The 11,610-nt window shown below is 61.6% G+C and carries 14 protein-coding genes; 5 read left to right on the top strand and 9 right to left on the bottom strand.

Annotation, left to right across the window (positions count from 1 at the left end):
- Positions 1-77 precede the first annotated feature (77 nt).
- Positions 78-824 (top strand): ThuA domain-containing protein, encoded by a 747-nt coding sequence (locus VGM51_00305; GenBank protein HEY3411474.1) that lies wholly within the window; start codon positions 78-80, stop codon positions 822-824.
- Positions 806-1,522, top strand: coding sequence for a lysoplasmalogenase (locus tag VGM51_00300; GenBank protein HEY3411473.1), 717 nt, complete (start codon positions 806-808; stop codon positions 1,520-1,522). The genes VGM51_00305 and VGM51_00300 overlap by 19 nt, the downstream gene beginning before the upstream one ends.
- Here the strand turns inward: VGM51_00300 and VGM51_00295 are convergent.
- Positions 1,482-2,387 (bottom strand): aminoglycoside phosphotransferase family protein, encoded by a 906-nt coding sequence (locus tag VGM51_00295; protein HEY3411472.1) that lies wholly within the window; start codon positions 2,385-2,387, stop codon positions 1,482-1,484. The two genes, VGM51_00300 and VGM51_00295, sit on opposite strands and share 41 nt — an antisense overlap.
- 2 nt (positions 2,388-2,389) lie before the next feature.
- Positions 2,390-3,376 carry a D-glycerate dehydrogenase gene (locus VGM51_00290; GenBank protein HEY3411471.1) on the bottom strand — a complete coding sequence of 329 codons (987 nt, stop codon included), beginning with the start codon at positions 3,374-3,376 and terminating at the stop codon, positions 2,390-2,392.
- Between the two features lie 77 nt (positions 3,377-3,453).
- Between VGM51_00290 and VGM51_00285 the strand changes: the two genes are divergently transcribed.
- Positions 3,454-4,254 carry a TatD family hydrolase gene (locus VGM51_00285; GenBank protein ID HEY3411470.1) on the top strand — a complete coding sequence of 267 codons (801 nt, stop codon included), beginning with the start codon at positions 3,454-3,456 and terminating at the stop codon, positions 4,252-4,254.
- 141 nt (positions 4,255-4,395) lie between these two features.
- Here VGM51_00285 and VGM51_00280 read toward each other — a convergent pair whose 3' ends face one another.
- From VGM51_00280 to ffh, 6 genes are all read right to left on the bottom strand, one after another.
- Positions 4,396-6,309 carry a M3 family metallopeptidase gene (locus VGM51_00280; GenBank protein HEY3411469.1) on the bottom strand — a complete coding sequence of 638 codons (1,914 nt, stop codon included), beginning with the start codon at positions 6,307-6,309 and terminating at the stop codon, positions 4,396-4,398.
- A gap of 122 nt (positions 6,310-6,431) precedes the next feature.
- Positions 6,432-6,932: a ribosome maturation factor RimM gene (gene rimM / locus VGM51_00275; protein HEY3411468.1), complete on the bottom strand. Its 501-nt coding sequence runs from the start codon at positions 6,930-6,932 to the stop codon at positions 6,432-6,434.
- A gap of 83 nt (positions 6,933-7,015) precedes the next feature.
- Complete coding sequence (locus tag VGM51_00270) at positions 7,016-7,417, bottom strand: YlqD family protein (GenBank protein HEY3411467.1); 402 nt, start codon at positions 7,415-7,417, stop codon at positions 7,016-7,018.
- Positions 7,418-7,505: 88 nt separating this feature from the next.
- Positions 7,506-7,736: a KH domain-containing protein gene (locus VGM51_00265; protein ID HEY3411466.1), complete on the bottom strand. Its 231-nt coding sequence runs from the start codon at positions 7,734-7,736 to the stop codon at positions 7,506-7,508.
- A 75-nt stretch (positions 7,737-7,811) separates the two neighbouring features.
- Positions 7,812-8,096, bottom strand: coding sequence for a 30S ribosomal protein S16 (rpsP, locus tag VGM51_00260; protein ID HEY3411465.1), 285 nt, complete (start codon positions 8,094-8,096; stop codon positions 7,812-7,814).
- A gap of 176 nt (positions 8,097-8,272) precedes the next feature.
- Positions 8,273-9,619 (bottom strand): signal recognition particle protein, encoded by a 1,347-nt coding sequence (ffh, locus tag VGM51_00255; GenBank protein ID HEY3411464.1) that lies wholly within the window; start codon positions 9,617-9,619, stop codon positions 8,273-8,275.
- A gap of 215 nt (positions 9,620-9,834) precedes the next feature.
- Here ffh and VGM51_00250 point away from each other — a divergent pair, with 215 nt between their 5' ends.
- Positions 9,835-10,158: a helix-turn-helix transcriptional regulator gene (locus VGM51_00250; protein HEY3411463.1), complete on the top strand. Its 324-nt coding sequence runs from the start codon at positions 9,835-9,837 to the stop codon at positions 10,156-10,158.
- Positions 10,155-10,871 carry a permease prefix domain 1-containing protein gene (locus VGM51_00245; protein HEY3411462.1) on the top strand — a complete coding sequence of 239 codons (717 nt, stop codon included), beginning with the start codon at positions 10,155-10,157 and terminating at the stop codon, positions 10,869-10,871. The genes VGM51_00250 and VGM51_00245 overlap by 4 nt, the downstream gene beginning before the upstream one ends.
- A 64-nt stretch (positions 10,872-10,935) precedes the next feature.
- Here the strand turns inward: VGM51_00245 and VGM51_00240 are convergent, their stop codons facing one another.
- Positions 10,936-11,568 carry a Uma2 family endonuclease gene (locus VGM51_00240; protein HEY3411461.1) on the bottom strand — a complete coding sequence of 211 codons (633 nt, stop codon included), beginning with the start codon at positions 11,566-11,568 and terminating at the stop codon, positions 10,936-10,938.
- Between the last annotated feature and the right edge of the window lie 42 nt (positions 11,569-11,610).

Below are 11,610 nucleotides of genomic sequence, written 5' to 3'. Positions count from 1 at the left end.
GTGGTAGGTCGGGCCTCTGTGCCCGAGTTTCATAAATGCGGGCGAGGCGTCCGCGCTAGATGAGGAGAACGATTACGATGGCAAACAAGATTCGCGTATTGGTCTGGGATGAGAACCCCGGCCACGCGCCTAAGGCGATCTACCCTGAAAACATCCGCGGCGCTGTGGCCGAAGGCCTTCGCGCACTCGGCGGAGACGGAATCGTGGTCAAGACCGCCAACCTTGATGACCCGAACCAGGGCATCACAGCCGAAGCGCTCGCTGACACCGATGTCCTCCTCTGGTGGGCGCACGTCCGCCATTCGCAGGTAAGCGATGAGACCGTGGCGATCGTGAAGAAGGCCGTCCGCGAGAACGGAATGGGCTTCATCGCGTTGCACTCCGCGCACTACTCGAAGACCTTTGGCGCCATTCTGGAAGCGCCCGGCCATCTGAAGGGCGGATGGCGCGAGAACGAGCCGCCGGAAGTGGAGGAGATCACCGTTTGCGCCCCGAAGCACCCCATCGCGGCCGGTGTGGACGACTTCGTGCTGGACGGTGAGGAGATGTACGGGGCGCCATTCGCCGTTCCACCGCCATCAGTGGTCGTCCTGCAGTCATACTTCCCGTTCGGAGGAGAGTATTTCCCCAGCGGTGCGTGCTGGACGGTGGGCAAAGGCATCGACCCTGACTTCACCTCAGGCCCCGGCAAGGGCGTTGGCCAGGGCGAAGGCATTGGGCGCGTCTTTTATTTCCGCCCCGGGCACGAGAGCGTTCCCACGTTCTTCAACCAGAACGTCCGGAAGATCCTGTATAACGCCGTGAAATGGTGCGCAAAGAAGTAGTGGCACTGGGGAATCAGGAAACCGGGAAACTCAAGCGCAGATTCCCGGTTTCCTCGTTTCCGCGTTTGCTTCTGATGCTGCTCGCGGCCGGCGCAGGTTGGGCTTATGTGGCGGGAATCGGTGGAACGTGGAGCGTTGCGCTGAAGGTGACTCCGGTGATGTGCCTGGCGGCCATCGTCGGGCGAAGATCACCGCTCATATGCCTGGGACTTGCGGCCTCCGCCGTCGGTGATGCCTTGCTGGATTTGGGCCGGTTCCTTCCCGGCGTCGGCGCCTTCATGCTGGCACACGCTTTGTATATCAGCGCCTTCATAAAAGCCGACCGCAGTCTCCGGCCCGGGTATGCGGCGCCGTTCATAGTGTGGGGCGCGATCGCCTTCTTCGCCATCCTGCCGGCTCTGGGCGGGATGACCCTCCCCGTGGCGCTCTACCTGACGGTCATCTGCGCGATGATGTGGAGATCCGCCGCGCAGGCGTGGCCATCGACGAACCATCCCCTGGCGTGGATCGGCTTGCTGGGGGCGGTATTGTTTGGGGCCAGTGACACGCTTATAGCGCTCGCCCAGTGGAGGCTGGGCTTCTCCGCACCGGGCATCGCAATCATGGCGCTCTACTGGGGTGGCCAGGCGCTCATCGCCGCGTGGGCGCGGTTCCCATTCATCCACCCATCCCCGCGAGTACCCGCGCCACCTCGATAGCCCCCTGCCAGCCGTCACCGTGGTCCTCGATGCTCCACCACGCGGACAGGACCGCCTGGGCGATGGCCCAGCGCCGAAGCGTCTCGCGTTCCATACCCAGTTCGTCCGAGAGGATGTCCATCCGGCGCTTGAGCGCGCGGGCGGGGTTCGCCAGCGTTTCGACGTAGCTTCGCAGAAAATTGCCCGCATCGTAACCGCGCTGGCCAACGAGGCCCTTCGGATCGATGGCGATCCAGGGCGACCGCCCCGCCGAGAGGACGTTCCCGTGGTGCAGATCGCCGTGCAAGAGGACGGCAGGTTCGGCGGCGATCAGTTCGGCGAAATCACGTTCGGCCTGCTCCACGAAATCCAATGGCAGCGGCCCGGTTCCGCCATCGTAACGTTCCCGCAGCTTCGCGAATCCCGTGGCCCAGGCGCTCACGGTGGGGACAGTCAGGCCGACCGGGGCGGGCTGCCAGAGCGCGCGCATCACGTGGGCCGCGATGATGGTCGCGTCGTCATCCCTTCCCGACTCCGTGAGGCTGGAGAGCGGTTCGCCGGGCTCGAGGCGTTCCAGGAGCAGCGCTCCGAGGGTGGCGTCCGAAGCCAGAACCCGCACCATCGCCGGGCCGTAGTGCGGCAGGGCGGCGAATTCAGCCAGGCGTTCCCGGTCCGGCACGCCCAGCTTGAGCACGGCGTGTGCGCCGTCCGGAAGCGTTACCGGCGCGACGTAGTTGTAGGACAAGTTGGGGAACGGAGCACTGAACGTGAGCGACCAGCGCTTGCCAATCTCCGCGAGGAGAGACGGCACCCGGCTGACCCATTCTGCCCCGGTCTCTCCATGAATGTCGACGATGTTGCGCGCCAAACCTTCTTCAACGTTCATCGCTATCGCCGATGGTCCCAGACGTCGTAATTGACGAGGTGTGCGGGCATCTTGCCGGACATCACGTCGATGATTGCCTCCGCCGCCATCCGCGCCATATTCCGGCGTGTCGGCACGTCCGCTGAACCCAGATGAGGGAGCAGTACGGCGTTTTCGAGCTTGAGAATCGGGTGTTCCGGTGGCAGCGGCTCCACGTCGTACACATCCAACCCCGCGGAGAACAGTCGGCGTTCCCTCAGCGCTTCAACCAGCGACACCTGGTCCACCACCGGCCCGCGCCCAGTATTCACAATGACGGCCGTCGGCTTCATCATCGCGAGTTGGGGCGCGCCGATCATCCCCCGGGTCTGCGGGGTGAGCGGACAGTGGATGGAGACGAAATCGCTCTCTCGGAGCAGCGTTTCCAGATCGGTGTAAGAGGCGCCGGTCTGCTGCTCCGCCCCCTCGTTGCGATGGCGCGCGGTATAGAGCACTCGCATATCGAATCCAATGGCGCGTCTGGCGACCGCGGAACCGATGCGCCCCAGACCGACGATTCCCAGCGTGCGCTGCGACAAGGGCTGGCCCAGAAGGAGCTGTGGATCCCACGATATCCAGTTGCCGGAGCGGACGAGGGCGTCGCCCTCCACAACGCGGCGCGCGGCCGCCATCAGGAGTGCCCAGGTGAGATCGGCTGTCGCGTCCGTCAGAACGCCGGGAGTGTTGCAGACGCAAATGCCGCGTTCCGATGCGGCTTCCACGTCGATATTGTCGGTGCCGACGGCGTAGTTACTGATGACTTTCAGGCGCGGGGCGGCGTCCATGACCTCGGCGTCGATGCAGTCCGCCAGCAGGCAGAGCAGCGCATCGGACTCGGCCATGCGCTCCAGCAATTCGGCGCGCGGGGGCGGGGCGTCGCCTTGCCAGGTCTCCACGCTGCCCGCTGCGAGGAGCAAGCCCAGCCCGGCCGAAGGTATCTCGCGCGTTACGTAAGAATGAAAGATGTCCACCTGCCTATCATGACGGGAGAGTGCCGACGCGGGCAAGCGACGCCGAATCGCGCCGGGTACCGGAGGAGCACGGGACCTTGCTGATAGATACCCACGCGCACATCCAGGCAGCCGAGTATGATGATGACCGCGACCAGGTCCTGCAAAGGTCAATCGAGGCCGGAGTGGAGCGCATCATCGCCATCGGAGCCGACATGCCGTCCAGCCGCGCCGCCGTGTCGCTCGCGGAACGCTGGCCCGGCATCGTCGCCACCATCGGTGTGCACCCGCACGATGCGAAATCGTTCACCGACGCCGACTTGAACGAACTCAAGACCCTGGCCGCTCGTCCAAGGGTTCGCGCGATCGGAGAGATCGGGCTGGACTACCATTACGACTTCTCGCCTCGCGCGGTACAGAAGACGTGTTTTGAGAGCCAGGCGAGCCTCGCCGCAACCTGCGGCTTGCCGGTGGTGGTTCACACGCGCGAGGCGGAGGACGACGTGTATGCTGTGCTGAAGGCGGCGCTGGCTGACAACGGTCCCGCGGAGGGCGGCGGGAAGGGGCGGGTAGGCCCCGTGTTAATGCACTGCTTCCTTGGCGACATAACCTGGGCGCGCAAATGGCTGGACCTGGGCTGTTACCTGGGCATCGGCGGCGCGGTGACATTCAAGAAGATGGAAGCCCTCCGCGAAGCGGTGAGCTTTATTCCCATGGACCGATTGCTGCTGGAAACCGACTGCCCCTACATGACGCCCCATCCGCACCGTGGCCAGCGCAATGAACCGGCCTTTACCGCGCTCGTTGCGGATGCCGTCGCGGGTGCGAAGGGCCTTCCGATAGAAGCCGTGGCCGAGGCCACCTCGGCAAACGCCTACGCGGTGTTTGGGGAGTGGTGAGTCAGATTCGCCACCCCAGGTAGCGAGGGCAGGATTCGTGAGTATATGCGAAACGACATTCCCGCCCCTACGGACCACAGGCGCAAACCGGCCCGCTCCCAGTAAGGAAGCGGGCCGGTTCGGGTTCAGGCGTGCCGCGTCCTATTCGGCCGGCATTTTCTGGACGGGAACCTTCTTGTACAGGTCTTCCAGGTCGTTCAGGTACTTCTCGTGCGTCTGGAACACCGCGGCGTAGGTCTTGGGGTCCCTCATGTTGATGCCCATGAATTTCTTGAGCAGGTTCGCGGGCGTGTCGTTGAAGCCGTTGCGTTCGAGCGCGGTGAAACGCTTCGCGAATCCTGCCGGGTCTTTCTGGTACATCGTGAAGTAGGTCTGGGCAAGGAGGTCGGCGAACACGTAATTCTCGTACTGGGTGCCGGAGCGATAGTAATGCTCCACCTGTTCCCAGAGCGCGTTGGTGTCGGGCTCAAGATCGTGCCAGATGGAAACCTTGGCCCCGATGTCATGGGTTATCTTGTCCAGGTCGTCGGCGGTCTTTACCTGGCCCTTGTCGACCTTCTCGTAGACCGTTTTCTCGATGGCCGCGATGCGAACGTTGCTGTAGAACGACATCATCTGGGACAGCAGTTGTTCGAGGTAGTAGACCTTGCGCCCCGGGTCCTGCTCTTCGCGATAGAGTTTGTCGCTCAGCACGATCTCATCGAGGATCGCGTAGCTCTCGGTGAAGTACGACGGGCCACCCATGTTCGACGGCAGCACGCCCGCGTTGTTCATGAGGCTCATATGGACCGCGTGGCCGCTTTCGTGGGCCAGCGTGCTGACATCCTGAAGGTAGCCTTCATAACCATACGAGAAGAACGGGCTTTCCCCACGTTGCATGGGATAGGTGAACGCGCCGGGCACGCGGTTCGGACCGGCGACGATGTCCAGGCGGCCGTTTGCCGGATCAAGCAGCTTGTGAAGCTCGTTGTTCCACTCTTTGCCAAGGTATCGCGTTGAGTCCTCGATTTCCTGCGTTCCCTTCGCGATGGTGAAGCGGGGACGGTCAACGCCCGGCGGCACGAGCGACATGTCGTAGGAGTGGACCGTGTCATAACCGGTGAATGACTTCACGCGTGCGCGCTGCATTTCCTGCAACCGTTTGCGTAGGGCGCCTCTTTCCAGAATCTGGTTGAACGCCGTGTCCACATCGGCGTACGACAGGTGCATGTCAAAGTAGCGGCTGTCCGGGTTGTTCTTGAACCCGCGAATCTGGGCGAGTTTGTTGCGCGTGGTTACGCGGTTGATAAGGTCGAAGGCGAAAAGGTCGCGCTGCGCCTGGAACCCGGCCAGTCCCTTTTCATAGCCCTCTTTGCGAACCTCTCGACTCTTGCTGTTCCCGATCTGCTGGGCGTCCTGGCGCACATCCAGTTCCCGGCCATCGGTGTCCTTGACCTTCCCCCATGCGTAGCGGTCCAGCAGGAGGTCATACTGATCTTCCTGCCATTTGGTCATCAGGTTGGCAGTCTTTCCCAGCAACTCCTCTTCCTTCAGGCTCAGGGTATGCGGCTTTGAGCGGAGCGCCTCGGAGATCGCGTATTTGTACGGCTTCAGAGGCGGATACGCCTTCACATACTTGTCCAGTTGCGCGGGCGTGAGTTTCTGAGTCTCGGTCACGAGAAATGCCAGGCGCGGGATGATGCGCGTCTCCAGTTCGGCGGCGCGGTCTCGAGGCCCGGTGTTTTTCGTGTTGATGGCGTATTGGAGGTACTGATACACGTACACACGGCCGAACAGCACGCCAAAATCGTCGCTGAGTTTCGTGGCGCGGTACAGGTTCCGGGGCGAGTCGGTGACCTTGCCCTTGAATTTCTCGATCTCCGCAACGTCAGTCCCCAGCTGTTTCACGGCCTTCTGAAAGGCGGCGTCATTGGGGAAGAAGTTCTTCTTGAAATCGAAGCGATATTTGGGCTGGTCTTCCGGGGGGATGGGCTGGAAGGCAGTCTGGGCGAGCGATGCGCCCGCCAGCAAGGCGGCCGCCAGGGCCACACCGATGCGATCAATGCGCGTTGTCATGGATGCAGTCTCCAATCCACGAAAGTGGTCAAATGAGTAAATGAGTCAATAAGCTTCCGGTGCAATGGGTAGACGCGTCAGCGGTGCAGTGAACGGTCAATGACCCATTGACCCGGCGACCGTTATTCGAACATGCCGGTGATGGCAGCCACCACGACGCGGCGCCTCTCGAGGTCCACATCCTTGATGTATTCCTTCACGGCGGGCACCATTCCGCGTTCGGTTACGTACACGTCGTTGGCCGGTGTTTGGAGTACGTCCGTAATCGGTCCGATCTCATCGCCGGCGGTAGTGACGACCATCAAACCGATGAGATCCGAAACATAGTATTGTCCCGGCGGGAGGGCGGGCCGTTCCGATAGCGGAATCGTCAGTGTCACACCGCGCAATCCGTCTGCGTCGGTGGCATCGTTCACGCCTTCAATCTGCAGAAGGATGTGGACTTTGTGTTTACGAGCCGCCACCACGATGAGCGGCCGCCGCGATCCGTCCGGCCAGCAACCGGTAACGGTGCGGAGTGCGCTATACCGTTTCGGCGAGTCCGAGTACGGCTCGAGTTTAACCTCGCCTTTAATGCCGAACACGCCGACGATGCGGCCAATTTCGACTTCAGATTCCAGCATGGTAGGGCTGAGAGCTGAGGGCTGAGGGCTGAGGCCGAGGTATTCCACCTCAGCCTTCGGCCCCCAGCCCTCAGCCCTTCGACTTATCCTCGAACTTCGATGACAACGTCATCCTTTACGATGATTTCGGCGCGGCCGATCTTTTCGATCAGGTTATCGCCGGTCTGGATCTCAACGTAGGATTCGAGGGTGCCGCGCGGGAACTCACTATCCAGGGTGAGGGCTTCGGCTTCCTTCAGGCGCGCCTGAAGTTCAGTCTTCATGCCCTCCTGCTTCGCCTTTTCGGCATCCACCTGTCGTCGGAACGCGGATGCCTGGGATAAGTCCGCGGTCTGAAGCTGAAGGAGGTAGCGGCGGGCCTGGGAATCCAGCGCCTGCACACCCGCGTCCACCTGACCAATGGATTCCTCGATCTCCTTGATGAGTTGCTGCTTGAACTGCTCCGTGACGATGGCGATCACCGTAACAGGACGCTTAACTTGCATGTATTTCTCCATATTGTGACGGCTGATGAACACGGGCTGAGGGCGGAGGGGATGTCCCTCCTCAGCCCTCAGCCCGTGTCCATTAGCCCTATCCGACTACTTCAACGTATGCGCGCTGATCTGTCTTTGCGGCGGCAGCTTTCACAACCGCGCGGATGCTCTGGATGATGCGGCCGCCACGGCCGATGACCTTCCCCGCGTCGCCCTGCGCCACGGAGACTTCATAGGTCACGCCGCCGTCGCCCTCAACGGCTTCCACGGACACTTCATCCGGGTAATCGACCAGCGACCGAACGATATATTCGACGAGTTCTTCCATAGTTTTTGGTTCCGGATTTCGAGCTCCTAGTTCCGAGTTCCGCATCTCGGAACTAGGAACCAGGAACTCGGAACCTTATTCGGTTACGCCCTGCGGGGCCGGCTTCACTTTGCCCTTTTCGTCCAGGATCCCGGCCGTCCGGAGAACGCTCTTCGCGCCGTCAGTGGGCTGTGCGCCAACGCCGATCCAGTGCAGCACGCGATCGACCTTGACCTTGATGGTCGAGGGATCGGTGAGGGGATCGTAGGTGCCGAGCGTTTCGATGAAGCGACCGTCGCGCGGCGATTTGCTGTCCGCGGCGATAATGCGGTAGAACGGGCGCGCTTTGGCGCCCAGCCTCTTAAGGCGAATCTTGACCAACTGTGTCTCCTCCTAAGTCACCGCCCAGACGGGCGGGAGAGTCATATGTTGGGATCACCTTCCCTGGCGATCCGAACCGTGTCTAGCGTCTAGGGTATAGGGTTCAGGGGCTAGGGTTTCGGAATACGGGCGAGGCGCCCGCGCTACTTTCCGAATTAGACCCTATACCCTCAACCCTAGACCCTCTTCGAAAGGCGTTTGCCCTTCCCTTTGAGTTGCTTCTCCATCCCGGCGAAGCTCTTCATCATCTGCCGCATCTGGGTGAACTGCTTCAGCAGGCGGTTCACTTCTTCAACGGACGTCCCGCTGCCCATGGCGATGCGGCGCTTTCGGCTCCCGTTCAACAGGTCCGGGTGCCGCCGCTCCTGCCGCGTCATGCTCTGAATGATGGCCTCAATGCGGACGAGCTGCTTCTCATCCACTTGCACGTCCTTCATCTTGGCGCCAAGACCGGGTATCATGCCAAGTACCTGTTCGATTGGCCCCAAACGCTTCACCTGTTGAAGCTGCGCCAGGTAGTCCTCAAAATCGAAGCGGGCCTCGCGGAGTTTCTTCTCCATCGCGAGCGCCTGCTCTTCATCGATCTCCGATTCGACCCTCTCGATGAGCGAGAGGACGTCGCCCATTCCCAGGATCCGGCCGGCCATGCGGTCGGGGTAAAAGCCCTCGATCTGATCGAGCTTCTCGCCCACGCCGGCAACTTTGATCGGCACGCCGGTCACCGCGCGCATGCTGATGGCCGCGCCGCCGCGCGCATCGCCGTCCATTTTCGTCATCACGAGGCCGGTGATTCCCACGGCTTCGGAGAAATGCTGCGCCACGTTGATGGCGTCCTGCCCCGTCATCGCATCCACGACCAGCAGAATTTCCGTTGGCTGGACAGCCTCTTCAATGCGCTGTATCTCTTTCACGAGCACTTCGTCGATGTGCAATCTGCCTGCGGTATCCAGGATCACGAGGTCGGCGCCCCGTTCCTTCGCGTCCTCTATCGCCGCCTTCGCGATATCCACCGGATCGGCCTTGTCGCCGAGGCTGAAGACCGGGACGTTCAGGCTCTTGCCAAGCGTCTGTAACTGCTGGATAGCGGCGGGACGATATACGTCGCAGGCGGCCAGGACTGGGCGCCTGGCTTCCTTCTTTCGGAGCATAGCAGCGATCTTGGCCGCCGTGGTCGTCTTGCCGGAGCCCTGAAGGCCGACCAGCATGTAGACCGTGATGCCCTTCGGCGCGAACTGCAGCGCCGACGGCTTCGTGCCGTCTCCCGCGAGCAGCCTGGTCAACTCCTCATTGACGATCTTGACGACCGTCTCGACGGCGCCCAGACGCTCCAACACCTCGGCCCCTACGCAGCGAACGCGCACGGCCTCGATAAAGTCCTTCACGACCTTGAAGTGGACGTCCGCCTCCAACAATGCCAACTTGACCTCACGAAGCGCGCCCTTCACATCGTCTTCGGACAGCCGTCCGCGCCCGCGGAGCCTGCCAAACACGCCATTCAGTTTTTCGGTTAATGATTCGAACACAGGTCTAGGGTAAAGGGTCTTGGGTATGGGGTCTAGGGTATGGGCGCTAAACCCTAGACCCTATACCCCAGACCCTTTCTGGCACAACTTCCCATTTTGTGGCAAAGGGGGGTGGGCATGTCAAAACCTGTGTTGAGTGCGGTCCATAAGCGCAGCATTTGATAATGTTGGAGAGTCCTTGACACCTAGCGTTACCAAGTGTTATAATCTCAGGTATGAGCAACGAATCACTGAAAGGTCACCTGGACGCGTTGATCCTGGCGGCCATCGAGCATCAGCCTGCACACGGCTATGCAATCATCGAGCGGCTTCGCGCGCGGAGCGCCGGGGCGTTCGATCTCCAGGAAGGGACCATCTACCCGGCTCTGCACCGTCTGGAGCGGCTGGGTCTACTGGAGAGCGACTGGTCCATCGAGGCCGGTCGCAAACGCCGCGTGTATTCGGTCACCACAACCGGGCACAAATCGCTGGCGAAACAGCGTCAAGAGTGGCGCACATTTTCCAAAGGCGTGGACGCCGTACTTCAAGGAGCACTATGAAAACACAGAACGACATCGCCTCCTACGTTTCCGACCTTCGTAACCGGCTGCACCTTCGCCCGGAGGTAATGGAACGCATCATCGCCGAAACTGAAGCGCATCTTCAGGATCGGGCATCGGCTCACATGTCGAACGGCATGGGTCGCAGCGAAGCCGAAAGCCTGGCCGTCGCAGAATTCGGCCCCGCCTGGCGTGTGGCGCTGCGGTTCCGCCTGGCGTATCTTCAGCCGATGAAGGTGATCGCGTGGACGGTGGCGCTTCTTCTGATCGCGCAGCGGGTGTACAGCATCTACTACGTGTCAATCAATCCGCGCTTGGGCGTCATGCACGCGCTTATGGGGGAAATGATGATAGGCGGCTTGGCCGTCTTCCTCATCGCTGGTTTCGTCGTGACTGCGGTTTTCCCACGGCGGGCTGTTCTGGCAGGGGGCCTCGTAGCATCGGTATTGAGCGCTTTCGATTCGTGGCAGCTGGTTGGCATGTTACGCCGGACCGCCGGTTCAGAATGGTCGGGTCACATCTGGAACGGTTGGCAGTCCGGGTTCAGCGTAAGGACCTCGTCCACGCTACACCCCCAATACGTAGTCTATGGCGACTGGATGATCATTCTGGAACTGCTGATCTACATCGCCTGGACGCTTATGGGAGTCTGGGTAGCCGGCGCCATCCGCGCGAAGATTGCTGAGAGACGCGCCCGCCGCGCGATCGCGTAGCCTGTTGGGGGTTCCGGCCCGTACGGGTCGGAACAACGGTGGCAGATCGCTCCGTCCACCCGCTTCACTCGCCGGGGAACAAGCTCTGCACGGGGATGACGGCGTCCGGGCGCTCCAGTGGGGATACAGTGAGGTCTGTCGTATACACTGTGCAGGTACGGTAGGCGAATCCGCTTGGCGTGTCCGGCAAGGGGGCCGGGTCCCGGAATACCTCCAGCGTACGGTTGGTGAGGTTCAGCACCCAGTAATCGCGCACGCCGGCTTCCGCGTAGAGCGCCGCCTTGATTCCTCGGTCGAAGCGGAGCGAGGTGTCCGCGATTTCGACGACCAGAACGGCTCGGTTCAACTGGGGATGGGCGGGGTAGTCCCGCCACGATCCCGGCAGAACGCAAATGTCCGGCTCGGGTTCGCTCTTCTCCCCCGCGAAGGCCGGCAGTTGCTGCCGGATGTCAAAGCCCTCTCCGAATGCTTCGTCGAGTGCTTCCGCAACCGCGCGAATACCCATCGCATGGGCGCTGCTCATCGGACTCATTTTCGTCACCACTCTTCCCCACAGGAGTTCAAGACGTTCGTCCGGCGCGAACACGCCTGTCTCCGCCGCGCGGTGGTATTCCGCGCGCGTGAACCTGCGTTCCGGCATGGCGCCGTTCGTTTCGGGAATCTCCGGGTTGGGTGGTCTTTCTATTGTTTCGATCATCGGTGGTCTCCTGATGGGCTTCCCTGGCAACCGATAGCATTA

The organism is Armatimonadota bacterium (genome assembly GCA_036504095.1).
Taxonomy (GTDB): Bacteria; Armatimonadota; DTGP01; order JAKQQT01; family JAKQQT01; genus DASXUL01.
This window is presented reverse-complemented; position numbering and strand designations above follow the sequence as displayed.